Origin of the sequence: Amycolatopsis sp. NPDC001319, from assembly GCF_042896185.1 — a bacterium.
Classification (GTDB): domain Bacteria; phylum Actinomycetota; class Actinomycetes; order Mycobacteriales; family Pseudonocardiaceae; genus Amycolatopsis.
The window spans coordinates 74,303-90,437 of record NZ_JBIAWY010000020.1 but is presented as its reverse complement, the minus strand read 5'-3'; the positions used below and the strand labels follow the sequence as shown (position 1 = coordinate 90,437).

Genomic DNA, 16,135 nt, shown 5'->3' with positions numbered 1-16,135 from the left:
GGCGGCTTAATTTCGGTCAACCGATCGAAATCCCCGCCAGCAGACGGGAGCCCCGCATGCCCGCGCCACCGGTCCCCTCCGACGACCTCACCCAGTTCGGCTACCGCCAGGAGCTCCGCCGCAGCTTGGGCGGCTTTTCCGCCTTCGCGGCCGGCTTCTCCTTCGTCTCGATCCTCACCACCGTGTTCCAGCTCTTCGGCTTCGGCTACACCTTCGGCGGCCCGCTGTTCTTCTGGTCGTGGCCGTTCGTGCTCGCCGGGCAGGTCCTCGTCGCGCTCGTGTTCGCGGAGCTGGCCGCCCGCTACCCGCTCGCCGGATCGGTCTACCAGTGGGCCAAGCAGCTCGCGCGTGGGTTCGCCGGCTGGCTCGCGGGCTGGATGATGCTGCTCGGCTGCGTGGTCGCGCTCGCCGCCGCGGCGATCGCGCTGCAGATCGTGCTCCCCTCGGTGTGGAGCGGGTTCCAGCTCGTCGGCGGCGACCCGTCGGTCACCTCACCGACCGGCGCCACGAACGCCGTGCTGCTCGGCACGCTGCTGATCGTGTTCACCACGGTGGTCAACGCCGCCGGCGTGCGCGTGATGGCCCGGATCAACGACGTCGGCGTCGCCGCGGAGCTGATCGGCGTCGTCGTGCTCATCGGTGGCCTCGCGCTGTTCGCCGTGCGCGGGCCGCAGGTCGTGGTGCACAGCGTCCCGGTGAGCGACGGCGCCTCCGCGGCCGGGATCGGCGGTGTGCTCGCTTCGGCACTGATGGCCGCGTACGTGCTGTACGGGTTCGACACCGCGGCGTCGGTCGCGGAGGAGACGCGCGACGCCCGCCGGGCCGCGCCGCGAGCCGTACTGCGCGCGGTGCTGGTGTCCGGGATCGGCGGCCTCGCCGTGGTGCTCACCGCGCTGATGGCCGCGCCGAGCCTCACCGACGGCGAACTCGCCGGGCACGGCCTGCCCTACGTGATCACGGCCGTCTTCGGCGACACCTTCGGCCGGATCTTCCTCGCCGACGTCGCGATCGCCGTGATCGTCTGCACGCTCACCATCCAGACCGGCACGATCCGGCTGATCTACGCGATGGCCCGCGACAACGCGCTGCCGTTCTCCGCGCGCCTGTCCGGCGTCAACCCGCGCACCGGCACCCCGCTCTGGCCCGCCGTCGTCTCCGGTGCGCTGGCGATCGCGCTGCTCGGGGTGAACGTCGGCAACCCGACCCTGTTCAGCACGATCACCGGCACCTCGGTCGTCGTGGTCTACCTCGCGTACCTGCTGGTCACCGGCCCGCTGCTGGTGCGCCGGCTGCGCGGGCGGTTCCCAGCCCAGCCGGGCCTGTTCTCGCTGGGGCGCTGGGCGCTCCCGGTGAACGTCGCCGCGGTCGCCTACGGCGTGGTGATGATCGTCAACATCGCCTGGCCCCGCGCGGAGATCTACGACCTCGCCGGCTCGGGTTCGCCCTGGCTGCTGCTGTTCCCCGTCGAGTTCGTCGGCGCCGCCCTGCTGATCGGCTGGTTCTGCTGGCTGCGGCTGCGCCGGTCCACCGCCCCCGCCCTCGAACCCGCGGTCTGAGAGGACGTCCATGAGCACCACGGCAACCACGTACGGCGCGCGCGACCACGCCCGCGCCCAGGCCGGCACGGTCGTCGACACCATGCCGACGATCCCGGCCACGGGATCACCGGCACCGCCCGGCGTCGATCCCGCCACGCTGACCTGGGCCGAGACCGTGGCCGGCGGCGGCTACACGCACAAGGTCCTCGCCCGCGGCACCCGGCTGCGGCTCACCGACCTCGATGGGGACGCCTGCGCCCACCTGCTGCTGTTCAACGCCGACGCGCCGTGGGAACGGCTCAACGTGGCCGACACCGTGAAGGTGCAGTGGAACGCCTACCTCGGCGAGTCCGTCGCACTGCTCTCGGACCAGGCGCGGGTGCTCGCGACCGTCGTGGCCGACACCAGCGGCCGGCACGACGCGTTGTGCGGCACGTCCACTGTGGACGGCAACACCGAGCGCTACGGCGACGGCGCACCCGAGGGGCCCTCGCCGGCCGGGCTGCCCCTGTTCACGCTGGCGGCGGCGAAAAACGGCCTGGGGCCCCGGGATCTGCCGCCCAGCCTGTCGTTCTTCCAGGGCGTGCGGGTCGACGCGGAGGGCGGGCTCGAGTTCACCGGCTCCGCAGGCCCCGGCGCGTCGGTGGACTTGCGGATCGAGCTGCCGGTAGTCGTGCTCCTGGCCAACACCGCACACCCGCTCGACCCGCGCAAGGACTACACCGTGAGCCCGCTGCGCGTCCTCGCCTGGCGCGACCGGCCGACCACTCCGGACAGTCCGGAGTGGACCCACACGCCGGAAGCGCAGCGGGCGTTCGAGAACACCGCCGACTACCTCACCGCCCGGGGGCTCGCATGACCACGACCGTGCTCGACGTCGAAGTCCCCGCGCGGGCGCCGTTCTCCACGGTGCTGCGCCGCGGCCAGGAGCTCGCGATCATCGACCTCGGCGGCAACCAGGCCGTCGACTTCCTCTGCTACGACGCGAACGACACCTCCCGCCGCTACAGCGCCGCCACGACGATCTCGGCGCAGCGGAACATCTTCCTCACCACCGGCAGCGTGCTGCGCACCGGTGAGGGCGCCCCGCTCGTCACCGTCGTCGCCGACACGTGCGGCCGCCACGACACGCTCGGCGGCGCGTGCAGCAAGGAGTCCAACAGCCTCCGCTACGGCCAGCACACCCGGTTCCAGCACGCGTGCGCCGACAACTTCCTCATCGAGGGCAGCAAGTGGGGCCTCGGCAAACGCGACCTGGTGAGCAACGTCAACTGGTACATGAACGTGCCCGTCGAGGCCGACGGCACGCTCGGCATCGTCGACGGCATCTCCGCGCCGGGCCTGGAAGTCCGGCTGCGTGCCGAGACCGACGTCCTCGTGCTCGTGTCCAACTGCCCGCAGATCAACAACCCCTGCAACGGCTTCGACCCGACGCCGGTGCGGATGGTCGTGACCGAGCCGGAGCGTGCGGCGTGAAACTCCTGGTCGCCAACCGCGGCGAGATCGCCGTCCGCCTGCTGCGCGGCGCGCGGGAGCTGGGCATCCCGACCGTCGCCGTGTACTCCGACGCCGACCGCACCGCGCCGCACGTCCGGCTGGCCAACGAGGCCGTACGGCTCGGGCCGGCGCCCGCCGCCGAGAGCTACCTGCGGGCCGACGCGATCATCCGGGCCGCGCTCGACACCGGCGCGGACGCGATCCACCCGGGGTACGGCTTCCTCAGCGAGGACACCGCGTTCGCCCGGGCCTGCGAGAACGCCGGGATCGCGTTCGTCGGCCCGGCGCCGGAGCACCTGGAGGTGTTCGGCAGCAAGCACACCGCGCGCGAGGCCGCGATCGCCGCCGGCGTGCCGCTGCTGCCGGGAACCGGGTTGCTGGCCGACCTCGACGAAGCCCTGGCGGCAGCGGCCGGGATCGGCTACCCGGTGATGCTCAAGGCGACCGGGGGCGGCGGCGGGATCGGGATGCGCGCGTGCGCATCGGCCGAGGAACTGTCCGCCGCGTGGGAGACCGTGCGCAGCGTCGCGGCCAAGAGTTTCACCAGCTCCGGCGTGTTCCTGGAGCGGCTGGTGACGAGCGCGCGGCACGTCGAGGTGCAGGTGTTCGGCGACGGCGCCGGCGCGGTCCTCGCGCTGGGCACACGCGACTGCTCGCTGCAGCGGCGCAACCAGAAGGTCGTCGAGGAGTGCCCGGCGCCGGACCTGCCGGACGCGGTGCGGCGGCAGCTGGCCGACGCGGCGGTGGCGCTGTGCTCGTCGGTGCGCTACCGCTCGGCCGGCACGGTCGAGTTCGTCTACGACCCCGTCCGCGAGGAGGCCGCGTTCCTCGAGGTCAACACGCGGCTGCAGGTCGAGCACCCGGTGACGGAGGCGGTGTACGGCGTCGACCTGGTGGGCTGGATGCTGCGGCTCGCGCAGGGCGATCGCGGGATGTTCGACGCGGTCCCCGAGCCGCGCGGGCACGCGTTCGAGGCCCGCGTCTACGCCGAGGACCCGAGCGCGAACCACCGTCCGAGCGCCGGCCTGGTCACCGGTGTGACGCTGCCGGACGTCCGGGTCGACACGTGGATCGAGGCCGGCACGACCGTCACCACGCATTACGATCCCTTGCTGGCCAAGGTGATCTGCACCGGAACCGACCGGGCGGACGCGCTGGCGAACCTGCGCGCGGCCCTCGCGGCCACGGCGGTCGACGGGCTGCGCACCAACCTCGGCCAGCTTCGCGCCGCGGCCGTCGATCCCGCGTTCACGAGCGCCACTCACGACACCGCGACGCTCGACGGCGTCACCGACGACGAGCCGCGGATCGACGTCGTGCGCGGCGGCACGATGACCACCGTGCAGGAGTGGCCGGGCCGCACCGGATTCTGGCACGTCGGGGTCCCGCCGTCCGGCCCGATGGACGACCTGTCCTTGCGGCTCGGCAACCTCGCGCTCGGCAACCCCGAGGGCGCGGCCGGCCTCGAGTGCACTGTGGACGGTGTCACCCTGCGGTTCTCGGCCGCCACCACCGTCTGCGTCACCGGCGCCGACGCGCCCGTGCTCCTCGACGGCGCCCCCGTTCCCGCGTGGACGCCGTTCGAGGTCCCGGCCGGCGGCACGCTCGACGTGGGCGCGGGCACGGCCGGCCTCCGCAGCTATGTGCTCGTGCGCGGCGGCCTCGCCGTGCCGGAGTTCCTCGGCAGCGCGGCGACGTTCACGCTCGGCCGGTTCGGCGGGCACGGCGGCCGCGCGCTCGCCGCGGGCGACGTGCTCACGCCCGGCCCGGAGCCCGCGGACCCGGTCGCCGGCGCCGTCGCGGACCGGCCCCCGATGAGTACACAGTGGACGATCGGCGCGCTGGAAGGACCGCACGCCGCACCGGAGTTCTTCACGCCGGCCGACATCGAGACCTTCTACCGCACCGACTGGCAGGTGCACTTCAACTCCGCGCGCACCGGCGTCCGGCTCGTCGGGCCACGCCCGGAGTGGGCTCGCGAGGACGGCGGCGAGGCCGGGCTGCACCCGTCCAACATCCACGACACGCCGTACTCGATCGGCGCCGTCGACTACACCGGCGACCTGCCGATCCTGCTCGGCCCCGACGGCCCGAGCCTCGGCGGGTTCGTCTGCCCCGCGACGGTGGCCACCGGCGAACGCTGGAAGCTGGGCCAGTTGCGCCCGGGCGACACCGTGCGGTTCGTCCCGATCGACACCGACCACGCCGCGGCCCTGCGCCGGCGCCCGGCGGTGCCACTGCTCGCCAGCCGCGGTGTCCTCGACGACGGCGGTGTGCTCGCCCGGCGGCCCGCGGCCGACGGCGAGCCGTCGGTGACCTACCGGCGCAGCGGCGACGACAACCTGCTCGTCGAGTACGGCGACATGACCCTCGACCTCGCGCTGCGGATGCGCGTCCACGCGCTGGCCGAGCGGCTCGCCGCCGAAGGCGTACCGGGGATCGTCGACCTCACGCCGGGCATCCGGTCGCTGCAGGTGCACGTCGACCCGGACGCGCTGCCGGTCGGCAAGGCCCTCGGCCTCGTGCGTGAACTGGAGGGCGATCTCCCGGGCACCGCGGACCTGGTGGTGCCCAGCCGCGGCGTACGGCTGCCGCTGTCGTGGGACGACCCGGCGACGCGTGAGGCGATCGAGCGGTACATGACGGGCGTGCGCGACGACGCTCCCTGGTGCCCCTGGAACATCGAGTTCATCCGCCGCGTCAACGGTCTGTCTACTGTGGACGACGTCTACCGCACGGTGTTCGACGCCGAGTACCTCGTGCTCGGCCTGGGCGACGTCTACCTCGGCGCGCCCGTCGCGACGCCGCTGGACCCGCGCCACCGCCTGGTGACCACGAAGTACAACCCGGCGCGGACGTGGACGGCCGAGAACTCGGTCGGCATCGGCGGTGCATACCTGTGCATCTACGGGATGGAAGGGCCGGGCGGTTACCAGTTCGTCGGCCGCACCGTGCAGGTGTGGAGCGGCTGGCACCAGCGCGGCGCGTTCGAGCCGGGTTCGCCGTGGCTGCTGCGGTTCTTCGACCGGATCTCCTGGTACCCGGTGTCGGCCGACGAGCTGCTGGACCTGCGGGCGCGCGGCTCGGCCGGGCAGCTGGAGCTCGACATCACCGACGGGGAGTTCCGCCTCGCCGACTACCAGCGGTTCCTCGCCGACAACGCCGAGAGCATCGCCGGGTTCCGCGCCACGCAGTCGGCGGCGTTCGAGGCGGAACGCCGCGCCTGGGCGGCCGCGGGCGAGTTCGACCCGAAGCCGGAGCCGGTCACGAGGCCGCCGGCCCGCGTGCAGGCGCCGCCGGGCGGCCACGTCGTCGAGGCCCCGTTCGCCGCCACCGTCTGGCGCGTGGACGTCGAGGCGGGCACGCGGGTGGACCACAAGCAGTCGCTGGTCACGCTGGAAGCCATGAAAACCGAGGCGCGCATCCCCGCGCCCGCGGACGGAAAGGTGCTCGAGGTGCTCGTGTCCCCCGGCGACCAGGTCGCGCCCGGCACCCCGCTGGTGGTGCTCGGATGATCCGCGAACGCGTGCGCGCCGCGTACCGGCGCATGGAGCAGGTCGACCGCCCCGAGATCTGGGTCGACCTGCGTTCGGAGGCCGAGCTGCTGGCCGAGGCCGCAGCGCTCGAAGAGCGGTACACGACCGGGGAACCACTCCCCCTGTACGGACGGCTCGCCGCGGTCAAGGGCAACATCGACGTCGCCGGGCTGCCGACCACCGCCGGGTGCCCGGCCTACGCCTACGAGCCCGAGGCCGACGCCCCCGTGGTCGCCCGGCTGAAGGCGGCCGGGGCGCTGGTGCTCGGCACGACGAACCTCGACCAGTTCGCCACGGGGCTGGTCGGCACGCGCAGCCCGTACGGTGCGGTGCGCAACGCCGTCGATCCGGCGTACGTGTCCGGCGGGTCCAGCTCGGGGTCCGCAGTCGCCGTCGCGCTGGGGATCGCCGATCTCGCGCTCGGGACGGACACGGCGGGCTCGGGCCGGGTGCCGGCGGCGTTCAACGGGATCGTCGGGCTGAAGCCGGCGCCAGGCCTGGTGCCCACGGACGGCGTCGTGCCGGCGTGCGCGAGCATCGACTGCGTGTCGGTCTTCGCGCGCACGGTGGGCGAGGCGGAACTCGCGTTGCGGTGTCTCTCGGACGAGGGCGCCTTCCGGATCGGCGTCCCGGCCGCCCTGGGCCCGCTGCAGGACGGCTGGACCGAGGCCTACACCGCCGCGGTGGCGGACTACGCCGCGGCCGGGGCGGCGGTGACCACCGTGGACTTGTCGCCTTTTCTCGCCGCGGCGCGGCTGCTGTACGAGGGCTCGTTCGTCGCCGAGCGCTACACCGCCGTCGGCGAGTTCGTCGAGAAGCACCGCGACGACGTCGACCCGACTGTCGCGGGCATCATCACCGCCGCTCGCGACCTGCCCGCGCACCGGGTGTTCGCCGACCAGGCCACGCTGGCCGAGCTCAAGCGCGAGGCCGACGCCGTGCTCTCCACAGTGGACGCCCTGCTGCTGCCGACCACCACCGGGCACCCGACGCTCGCCGAGGTGGCTGCGGACCCGGTCGGCGCGAACGCCGCCCTCGGCCGCTTCACGAACTTCGCCAACCTGCTCGGCCTGTCCGCGCTCGCCGTGCCCGCCGGGACCGTCGGCGGACGGCCGTTCGGGGTGATGCTCGTCGGCCCGCCCGGCGCGGACGCGAAGCTGGCCGCGCTGGCCCGTGGCGTCGAGGAGCGCGTGCGCCTCGTCGTCGTCGGAGCGCACCTGCGGGGGCAGCCGCTCAACCACGAGCTGACCTCGCGCGGTGGCCGGTTCGTCGCCGAGACCGAGACCGCGCCCGAATACCGGCTGCACGCGCTGGCCACGACCCCGCCGAAACCGGGGCTCGTGCGTGTGGCCGAGGACGGCGTCGCGATCGCGGCGGAGGTGTGGGAGCTGCCGGTGGCCGGCTTCGGCGCGTTCGTGGCGGCGGTACCGGCGCCGCTGGCGATCGGGCGGGTGCGCCTGGCCGACGGCTCGGAGGTCTCGGGGTTCCTGTGCGAGCCGGCGGCGCTCGCCGCCGCGGAGGACATCTCGGCGAAGGGTGGCTGGCTCGCCCACCTGCGGTCCTGAGGGCGGGGGCCGCCCGGGAGTGTGCCGTCGCCCACTCGTCCGGGCCACTCCCCTGGTTACCCACCGGTAACAAGGGCTATCGTGCGGACAGGATTTCTGTCTACTTCAGGAGCATTCGTGGCCGCACCAGCAACGCCGCCCCTTGCGCCGACCGCGCGTGGGGTGCGCAACGTCGTGTTCGTCGAAGGGGTACGCACCCCCTTCGGCAAGGCGGGCGACAAGGGCATCTACGCCGGGACCCGCGCGGACGACCTGGTCGTCAACGCCATCCGTGAGCTGCTGCGGCGGCACCCCGAGCTGCCGCCCGAGCGGGTGGACGACGTCGCCATCGCCGCGACGACCCAGATCGGCGACCAGGGCCTCACCATCGGCCGCACCGCCGCCCTGCTGGCCGGGCTGCCGAAGTCCGTGCCGGGCTTCGCGATCGACCGCATGTGTGCCGGCGCGATGACGGCCGTGACCACAGTCGCGAGCGGCATCGGCTTCGGCGCGTACGACATCGCCATCGCCGGCGGCGTCGAGCACATGGGCCGCCACCCGATGGGCGAGGGCGTGGACCCCAACCCGCGCATCATTGCCGACAAGCTCGTGGACCCGACCGCACTCGTCATGGGCCAGACCGCGGAGAACCTGCACGACCGGTTCCCGGAGATCACCAAGGAGCGCACCGACGCCTACGCCGCGCGCAGCCAGGAGCGCTACGCCGAGGCCGTGAAGACCGGCAAGATCGGCCCCGAGCTGGTGCCCGTCGCCATCCGCTCGAAGGAACTCGGCTGGGGGCTGGCGACCGAGGACGAGCCGCCGCGCCCGGGCACGACCGTGGAGCAGCTGGCGAAGCTGAAGACGCCGTTCCGGCCCCACGGCCGCATCACCGCGGGCAACGCGGCGGGCCTCAACGACGGCGCCACCGCGTCGATCCTCGCCGACGAGGAAACCGCCCGCGAGCTGGGCCTGCCCGCCGCGATGCGGCTGGTCGGCTACTCGTTCGCCGGCGTCGAGCCGGAGGTCATGGGCATCGGCCCGATCCCGGCCACGGAGAAGCTGTTCAAGCGCACCGGCCTGTCGATCGACGACATCGGCCTGTTCGAGATCAACGAGGCCTTCGCCGTGCAGGTGCTGGCCTTCCTCGACCACTTCGGCATCGCCGACGACGACCCGCGCGTGAACCAGTGGGGCGGCGCGATCGCGTGCGGCCACCCGCTGGCCTCGTCCGGCGTGCGGCTGATGACGCAGCTGGCGCGCCAGTTCGCCGAGCGCCCCGACGTGCGCTACGGCATGACCACCATGTGCATCGGGATCGGCATGGGCGGCACCGTGATCTGGGAGAACCCAGCGTTCGAGGGGGCGAAGTAAATGACTTTCACCGCTGAAGAGGCCAAGGCCGCGTTCCCCGACGAGGTCGTGACCACCGCCGTCACCCGCCTGGTGAAGGTGCCGGGGCTGGCCAAACCCGTCGCGCTGATCACGCTCGACAACGGCCACGACCACACCCGCCCGAGCACATTCGGCCCGCAGGGGCTGGTGTCGCTGAACGCGGCGCTGGACGTGGCGTTCGCGGCCGAGCCCGCGGCGATCGCGGTCACCGGCAAACCGTTCATCTTCGCGGTCGGCGCAAATCTGTCCGGTGTGGAGGCCGTGTCCGACCCGGCGCTGGCGCGCAAGATCGCGCAGACCGGCCACGACGTGTTCCGCCGGCTCACCGAATCGACGATCCCGACGTTCGGATTCGTCAACGGCGCGGTGATGGGCGGCGGGCTGGAACTCGCGCTGTCGTGCCACTACCGCACGCTCTCGGAGAACACGGCCGCGATCGCGTTCCCCGAGGTGTTCCTCGGCCTGTTCCCGGGCTGGGGCGGCACGCAGCTGCTGCCGAACCTCATCGGGGCCGACGCCGCCGTCACGGTGATCATCGAGAACGCGCTGGCGCAGAACAAGATGCTCAACGTCAAGCAGGCGGCGGAGCTGGGCATCGTCGACGAGGTGTTCGGCTCGGCCGACTACCTCGAACAGTCGCTGCTGTGGCTCGCGAAGGTCGTCAACGGCGAAGTCACCCCCGCGCGCCGCGAGATCGACCGCGGCGCCGGCTGGGACGCGGCGATCGCCCGCGCGAAGTCCATCGTGGACGGTCGCACGCACGGCGCTTCGCCGGGCGCGACCAAGGCCGTGGAGCTGCTGGAGCTGGCGCGGGAGAACGATCTCGACCGCGGCTACGCGGCCGAGACGGACGGCCTGGCCGAGCTGCTGATGTCCGACGTGCTGCGCGCCGGGCTGTACTCGTTCAACCTCGTGAACAAGCGCGCGAAGCGCCCGGCCGGCGCGCCGGACAAGTCGCTGGCGCGCAAGGTGAACAAGGTCGGCATCGTGGGCGCGGGCCTGATGGCCAGCCAGCTGGCGCTGCTGTTCGTGCGGCGCCTCAAGGTGCCGGTGGTGCTCACCGACGTCGACCAGGAGCGCGTCGACAAGGGCGTGGGGTACGTCCACGACGAGATCGACAAGCTGCTGGCCCGCAAGCGCGTGTCCCCCGACGGCGCCAACCGGCTCAAGGCGCTGGTGACCGGGTCGCTGGACAAGGCCGCGTTCTCCGACGCCGACTTCGTGATCGAGGCCGTGTTCGAAGAGCTGGGCGTGAAGCAGGCGGTGTTCGCCGAGCTGGAACAGCACGTGTCGCCCGAGGCGATCCTGGCGACGAACACGTCGTCGCTGTCGATCAGCGCGATGGCCTCGAAGCTGCAGCACCCCGAGCGCGTGGTGGGTTTCCACTTCTTCAACCCGGTGGCCGTGCTGCCGCTGCTGGAGATCGTGCGCGGCGAGAAGACCGACGACGCCACGCTCGCCACGGCGTTCTCGGTCGGCAAGCAGCTGAAGAAGTCGAGCGTGCTGGTGAAGGACGCCACGGCGTTCGTCGTCAACCGGCTGCTGTTGCGTTTCCTCGGCGAGGTGCTGGTGTCCGTGGACGAGGGCACGCCGTTCGAGGTCGCGGACTCGGCGCTGGAGCCGCTGGGCCTGCCGATGTCTCCGCTGAACCTGATGCAGCTCGTGGGCCCGGCCATCGCGCTGCACGTGGGCGAGACGCTGCACGGCTCGTTCCCGGACCGCTTCACGGTGAGCGAGAACCTCGCCAAGTTCGTGAAGGCGGGCAAGAAGGGCGTGTGGACCTGGGACTCGTCGGGCAACGCGTCCGTCGACCCGGAGGTCGACGCGCTGTGGACCCGCGGCGACAACCCGTCCACGGCGGAGCAGGTGCGCGACCGCGCGCTGAACGCCATCGCCGAGGAGATCCGCCTCATGCTCGACGAGGGCGTGGTCGCGGAGGCACAGGACATCGACCTGTGCCTGCTGCTGGGCGCGGGCTGGCCGTTCTGGAACGGCGGCATCACGCCGTACCTGGACCGCGCGGGGGTCTCCGAGCGGGTGAACGGGAAGCCGTTCCTGGCGCCGGGTGTCGCTTCGGTTCCGGTGGCTTGAGTTTTCCGGGGCGGCTGTCCTCTGTGGACGGCCGCCCCGCTTCCCGGTTCCGGGTTACGGGCAGGACGGGGCGCGGGTGCCGGGCGGAAAGTACTCTCGCACCTGGTCCTGGGTCAACGGGTTCACGCCTCCCGCGCCCAGGGTCCGCTGCCGCAGTTTCGCGGCCAGTGCGGTCGCGTCGGTGCCCGGTCGCCCGAATGCGGTGATCATCGGCGGCACGTCTTCCGGGCCCATCGCCTGCCGCAGGTCCGGGTCGTCCTTGAAAACTTCCTTGAGCCGGGCGTAAGTCTGGGCCCGGGTCTCGGTGAACACCTCGGCCACGTCGGGGTCGTCCTGCAGCGCCTGCGCCGCGAGCTGCATCTCGTCATCCTTGTCGAAGGCGAGTTGCACGGCGGTGCAGCCCCCGCGTTCACCCGACGGCGCGGCCTGATGCCGGCGCACGGCGTCGGAGTGCACGGCGCCGCCGACGACGAAGGCCAAGCCGACACCCGCAGCGAGGGCGAGCACGAGCACGGGGGCGAGCCAGCGCCACATTCGCCTCACCTGATCAGAACTCCCCCGCGCGCGGGCAGACCGGACCGCGCTTGTCCTGGGGGAGCTTCTCGCGCACGGCGTTGACGTCGAAGTCCTCGGCCCGCCGCGCGTTCGGGAACCGCCGCCCGAGCTCGGCCGCATACGCCTTCAAGTCCGTGCCCGGAAGCGGGATCACGGTCACCGAGCCGGGGATGGCGCTCGGATCCGTGGTCGCCAGCAGGTCGGGCTCGTCCTTGAAGATCTCCTTGAAGCGCACCCAGGCTTCGGCCTTCGTCTCGGTGTACACGCGCCGGGCCTTCGGGTCGTCGCGCAGCTGATCGGCCGCGAACCGCATCGCCTGGTCGTCGTCGAAGTACACGTCCACGGCCGCGCACGGCCGGTGCCCGGCCAGCGGCACCGGCGTGCGATCCACCGGCAACGGATCCGGCCGCACGGCCGCGCCGACGACAAACGCCAGCCCGACCCCTGCGCCCAGTGCGACGACCAGCACCGGGACGAGCCAGCGCCAGATGCGAATCCCCATGAAAAGATCATCACACACCGAGCCGGGAGTGGTCCCGGTCAGCGTTCGCGGTGCGGCTAAGCGCAGACGAAGCCCTGGAGCCCTGAGTGGTACTTCTTCCAGACGGCCTCGAGGTCGAGCTGCTGGACCTTCTGCCCGTCCGGGAACCGCTGCTTCAACTCGGCGCCGTACGCGGTGAGGTCGACACCCGGAACCGGAAGCACGCCCACCGTCGCCGGCATGGCGCTTTCACTCGCGGCGGCGATTTTCGCCGGGTCCTGCTTGTAGATCTTCTTGAACTCCATCCAGGTCATCGCCTGGGTGTCGAGGAAGACCCGACGAGCCCGCGGGTCCTCACCCAGCGCGGCGGCGGCGCGGCGCATCGAATCGTCGTCACGGAAGAAGACCTGCACAACCACACACGGCTGGTGCCCGGCCGACGGCGCCGGCGTCCGAGCCGCCGACGACGCCACAGCCCGCACCGACCCGGCGACCAGGAAGGCGGCCCCGGCGCCCACCCCGAGCGCGACCACCAGAACCGGCGCGAGCCAGCGCCACAAGCGAATCCCCACGGTCTTTCCTCTCACCCCGGATGCCGGGGTCAACGTTCGCCGGCCGGAGGGCAGGCGGGCCCGCGTTGGTCCCCCGGCAGGGTTTTCGCGAACGAGTCGACGTCGAACCGGTTTGCGTCGGCTGCGCTCGGGAACCGCTGTTTCAGTTCGGCGGCATACGCGCTCAAGTCGGTGCGCGGAACCGGGATCACGGTGATCACCGCCGGCATGTCCGTCGGCTTCGCCTGTGCGACGAGGTTCGGGTCGTCCCTGAAGAGCTCCTTGAACTGCACCCACGCCTCAGCCTGGGTCTGGGTGTACACCCGCCGCGCCTTCGGGTCGTCAGCGAGCGCCGCGGCCACCCGGCGCATTTCGCCATCGAGATCGCGCCCGACCCCGGCGTCGAAGAACACCTGCACGGCCGCGCACGGCTTGTGCCCGGCCAGCGGCACGGGTGTCCGGTCGACCGGCAGCGGGCCGGCCGCACCGCAGCCCCGGCGAGCAACGCCGGCCCGGCCCCCGCGCTCAGCGCGACGACCAGCACCGGGGCGAGCCAGCGCCACAAGCGAATCCCCATCACGCGCTCAGTACTCGCCCGCACGCGGGCACGTCCGGCCGTCGCGGGGTTTGCCGAACAGCTTGTTGAAGGCGTTGACGTCCATGGAGTAGATCTCCTGCGCGTCCGGGAAGCGGGTCTTCAGCCGGGCGGTGTAAGCCACGAGGTCGGTGGTGGGCGGCGGTACGACGGTGACCACCGCGGGCGAGCTCTCCTCGCCGCCCAGGCCGTTCAGCATCTCCGGGTGGTCCTTGAAGCCGTCGCGCAGCGAAAGGAAGGACTCGTGTTTGGTCTCGACGAAGACGAGCCGCGCGTCGGGGTCGTCGTGGAACGTGGCGGCGGCGCGCCGCATCTGCTCGTCGGTGTCGAAATACGCCTGCACGTCCCGGCACGGCTGGTGCGCGGCCAGCGGCACCGGCGTGCGGTCGACCGGCAACGGGGCCGGCCGCACGGCCGTCCCGACCACGAAGGCCAATCCGGCGCCCACACCGAGCGCGACCACCAGGACCGGCGCGAGCCAGCGCCACATTCGCATCCCCACGCACGATCATCATCCGGCGGGGCGGGAACGTTACCGGGTGGGGACGCCGTGCGGTCCGGCCGGCAGATGAACCGTGACGGTCAACCCGCCGCCCACCACCGGCTCCGCGGAGATGGCACCGCCGTGGGCCTGGACCGCGGCGCGCACGATCGACAACCCCAGGCCCGCTCCCGAGCGGGCGGTGCGGGCGACGCCGGCGCGGCGGAAGGGCTCGAACAGCTCCGGCACGGCCGCCGGGTCGAGCAGGCCGCCCGACGAGCGCACGCGCAGCGTGGACCACTGGGGGCCCGGTGTCGTGGTGACCTCGACCCAGCCGCCGTCGACGTTGTGGCGCACGGCGTTCTCGACGAGGTTGCCGGCGATGCGTTCGAGCAGCGCGGGGTCACCGAACGCGGGCGCGGCGACGGTGGCGAACTCGGCGCGCAGGCCCCGCGCCGAAGCCTCCGCGCGCACGGCCGCCCACGCGCGCCCGACGAGCACCGCCAGGTCCACCGGCTCGCGCAGCACCAGGCCGGCGCCGTCGGTGCGGGCCAGGAGCAGCAGGGAGTTCACGAGCTGGCCGGCGCGTTCCGTCGCGTCGCGGACCACACCGCCCATGCGCCGCAGCTCGGCCTCGTCGGCCTCCTCGTCGGACAGCGTGACATCGAGCTCGGTGCGGATGACCGAAAGGGGCGTGCGCAGCTCGTGGCTCGCGTTGGCGACGAAGTGGCGCTGCGCGTCGAACGCGGCCTGCAGGCGGTCGAGCATGTCGTCGAAGGTCTGGGCAAGCTCGGCCAGCTCGTCGCGCGAGCGGACCTCGCCGATGCGCTCGCCCATCGACTCCACCGAGAGCCGCCGCGCGGTGCCGGTGATCTCGCGCAGCGGCAGCAGCACGCGCGAGGTGAAGGTCCACGCGAGGATCGCCGCCGCGGCCACGACGAAGCAGAACGCCAGCGAGCCGAAGATCAGCACCCGGTTCACCGCGTGCGTCCGCAGGTGCTGCGCGAGCGTGGACGCGTCGACGTCGACCCCGTCCACGCGCACGATCGTGCCGGGCGGCATGTGCGGCACGGCGTCCACCGCGTCGCCCACGAGCGACCACGCCAGCCACAGCAGGAGGAGCCCGGCCGCGGCCACCAGCACGGTCGCGAGGATCGTGACCCGGGCCCGCAGGCTGCGTGTGCCGGGCAGGTTCACTACGCGCCGGCCTCCGCGACCGGCACCCGGTAGCCCGAGCCCACCACGGTCTCGATGATCCCCGGTTCACCCAGCTTCTTGCGCAAGGTCATCACGGTCACCCGCACCGTCGTGGTGAACGGGTCGGCGTTCTCGTCCCACACGCGCTCCAGCAGCTCCTCGCTGCTGACCACGGAACCCGAGGCCGACAGCAGGACCTCGAGCACGCCGAACTCCTTGCGCGTCAGGTCGATCGGCCCGCTCGCGCGGCGCACGATGCGCTTCGCCGGGTCCAGCTCCACGTCGCCCGCCGTGAGCAGCGGCGGCGCGGCCGGCGTCGCGCGGCGGCCGAGGGCACGCACGCGGGCGACCAGCTCGGGGAACGCGAACGGCTTCGCGAGGTAGTCGTCCGCACCGAGCGACAGCCCGTCGACCCGGTCGGAGACGGAACTGCTCGCGGTGAGCATGAGCACCCGCGTGAGCTCGCCCGACGCGACGATCTCGCGGCACAGCTCATCGCCCGACATCCCGGGCAGGTCGCGGTCGAGCAGCACCACGTCGTACCGGGTGACGGACGACTTCTCGTGCCCGTCGTCACCGGTCAACGCGACGTCCACCGCCATGCCCTCGCGGCGCAGGCCGCGGGCGATCGCGTCGGCCAAGGGCTCTTCGTCTTCGACTACCAGAACACGCAC

At 72.6% G+C, this 16,135-nt stretch carries 14 protein-coding genes; 7 read left to right on the top strand and 7 right to left on the bottom strand.

Annotated features, from left to right (window positions below):
- Positions 1-56 precede the first annotated feature (56 nt).
- The 7 genes from ACFY1H_RS45535 (at position 57) to ACFY1H_RS45505 (ending at position 11,601) form a co-directional block, all read left to right on the top strand.
- On the top strand, positions 57-1,556 hold the full coding sequence (locus ACFY1H_RS45535) for an amino acid permease (RefSeq protein ID WP_386956266.1): 1,500 nt from the start codon (positions 57-59) through the stop codon (positions 1,554-1,556).
- 10 nt (positions 1,557-1,566) lie between these two features.
- Entirely contained in the window at positions 1,567-2,397 is an 831-nt protein-coding gene (locus ACFY1H_RS45530; RefSeq protein ID WP_386956265.1) for an urea amidolyase associated protein UAAP1, read from the top strand.
- Positions 2,394-3,014: an urea amidolyase associated protein UAAP2 gene (locus ACFY1H_RS45525; protein ID WP_386956264.1), complete on the top strand. Its 621-nt coding sequence runs from the start codon at positions 2,394-2,396 to the stop codon at positions 3,012-3,014. Before ACFY1H_RS45530 ends, ACFY1H_RS45525 begins: the two co-directional genes overlap by 4 nt.
- Positions 3,011-6,550 carry an urea carboxylase gene (uca, locus tag ACFY1H_RS45520; protein WP_386956263.1) on the top strand — a complete coding sequence of 1,180 codons (3,540 nt, stop codon included), beginning with the start codon at positions 3,011-3,013 and terminating at the stop codon, positions 6,548-6,550. Before ACFY1H_RS45525 ends, uca begins: the two co-directional genes overlap by 4 nt.
- Positions 6,547-8,136, top strand: a complete 1,590-nt coding sequence (locus ACFY1H_RS45515; protein WP_366588069.1) for an allophanate hydrolase — start codon at positions 6,547-6,549, stop codon at positions 8,134-8,136. The genes uca and ACFY1H_RS45515 overlap by 4 nt, the downstream gene beginning before the upstream one ends.
- Positions 8,137-8,298: 162 nt before the next feature.
- The gene (locus ACFY1H_RS45510; protein ID WP_386956289.1) at positions 8,299-9,489 is read left to right on the top strand and encodes a thiolase family protein; all 1,191 of its coding nucleotides are present in this window, start codon (positions 8,299-8,301) and stop codon (positions 9,487-9,489) included.
- Positions 9,490-11,601: a 3-hydroxyacyl-CoA dehydrogenase NAD-binding domain-containing protein gene (locus tag ACFY1H_RS45505; protein WP_386956262.1), complete on the top strand. Its 2,112-nt coding sequence runs from the start codon at positions 9,490-9,492 to the stop codon at positions 11,599-11,601.
- A gap of 54 nt (positions 11,602-11,655) precedes the next feature.
- Here ACFY1H_RS45505 and ACFY1H_RS45500 read toward each other — a convergent pair whose 3' ends face one another.
- The 7 genes from ACFY1H_RS45500 to ACFY1H_RS45470 all read right to left on the bottom strand — a co-directional run bounded on the left by ACFY1H_RS45500 (position 11,656) and on the right by ACFY1H_RS45470 (position 16,135).
- On the bottom strand, positions 11,656-12,135 hold the full coding sequence (locus ACFY1H_RS45500) for a hypothetical protein (protein WP_386956261.1): 480 nt from the start codon (positions 12,133-12,135) through the stop codon (positions 11,656-11,658).
- Positions 12,136-12,148: 13 nt separating this feature from the next.
- Complete coding sequence (locus ACFY1H_RS45495) at positions 12,149-12,658, bottom strand: permease-like cell division protein FtsX (protein ID WP_386956260.1); 510 nt, start codon at positions 12,656-12,658, stop codon at positions 12,149-12,151.
- Positions 12,659-12,714: 56 nt separating this feature from the next.
- Positions 12,715-13,209, bottom strand: a complete 495-nt coding sequence (locus ACFY1H_RS45490) for a hypothetical protein (RefSeq protein ID WP_366588061.1) — start codon at positions 13,207-13,209, stop codon at positions 12,715-12,717.
- A 29-nt stretch (positions 13,210-13,238) separates the two neighbouring features.
- Positions 13,239-13,640: a permease-like cell division protein FtsX gene (locus ACFY1H_RS45485; protein WP_366588058.1), complete on the bottom strand. Its 402-nt coding sequence runs from the start codon at positions 13,638-13,640 to the stop codon at positions 13,239-13,241.
- Positions 13,641-13,772: 132 nt separating this feature from the next.
- Positions 13,773-14,285 carry a hypothetical protein gene (locus ACFY1H_RS45480; RefSeq protein ID WP_366588056.1) on the bottom strand — a complete coding sequence of 171 codons (513 nt, stop codon included), beginning with the start codon at positions 14,283-14,285 and terminating at the stop codon, positions 13,773-13,775.
- A gap of 30 nt (positions 14,286-14,315) precedes the next feature.
- Positions 14,316-15,461 carry a HAMP domain-containing sensor histidine kinase gene (locus ACFY1H_RS45475; RefSeq protein ID WP_366588054.1) on the bottom strand — a complete coding sequence of 382 codons (1,146 nt, stop codon included), beginning with the start codon at positions 15,459-15,461 and terminating at the stop codon, positions 14,316-14,318.
- Entirely contained in the window at positions 15,461-16,135 is a 675-nt protein-coding gene (locus tag ACFY1H_RS45470; RefSeq protein WP_220238356.1) for a response regulator transcription factor, read from the bottom strand. Before ACFY1H_RS45470 ends, ACFY1H_RS45475 begins: the two co-directional genes overlap by 1 nt.

Excerpts from the sequence above, each read along its gene's own strand:
- ACFY1H_RS45535 (WP_386956266.1), top strand. The coding sequence starts at position 57 with ATGCCCGCGCCACCGGTCCCCTCCGACGACCTCACCCAGTTCGGCTAC.
- ACFY1H_RS45530 (WP_386956265.1), top strand. The coding sequence starts at position 1,567 with ATGAGCACCACGGCAACCACGTACGGCGCGCGCGACCACGCCCGCGCC.
- ACFY1H_RS45525 (WP_386956264.1), top strand. The coding sequence starts at position 2,394 with ATGACCACGACCGTGCTCGACGTCGAAGTCCCCGCGCGGGCGCCGTTC.
- ACFY1H_RS45515 (WP_366588069.1), top strand. The coding sequence starts at position 6,547 with ATGATCCGCGAACGCGTGCGCGCCGCGTACCGGCGCATGGAGCAGGTC.
- ACFY1H_RS45505 (WP_386956262.1), top strand. The coding sequence starts at position 9,490 with ATGACTTTCACCGCTGAAGAGGCCAAGGCCGCGTTCCCCGACGAGGTC.
- ACFY1H_RS45500 (WP_386956261.1), bottom strand. The coding sequence starts at position 12,135 with ATGTGGCGCTGGCTCGCCCCCGTGCTCGTGCTCGCCCTCGCTGCGGGT.
- ACFY1H_RS45495 (WP_386956260.1), bottom strand. The coding sequence starts at position 12,658 with ATGGGGATTCGCATCTGGCGCTGGCTCGTCCCGGTGCTGGTCGTCGCA.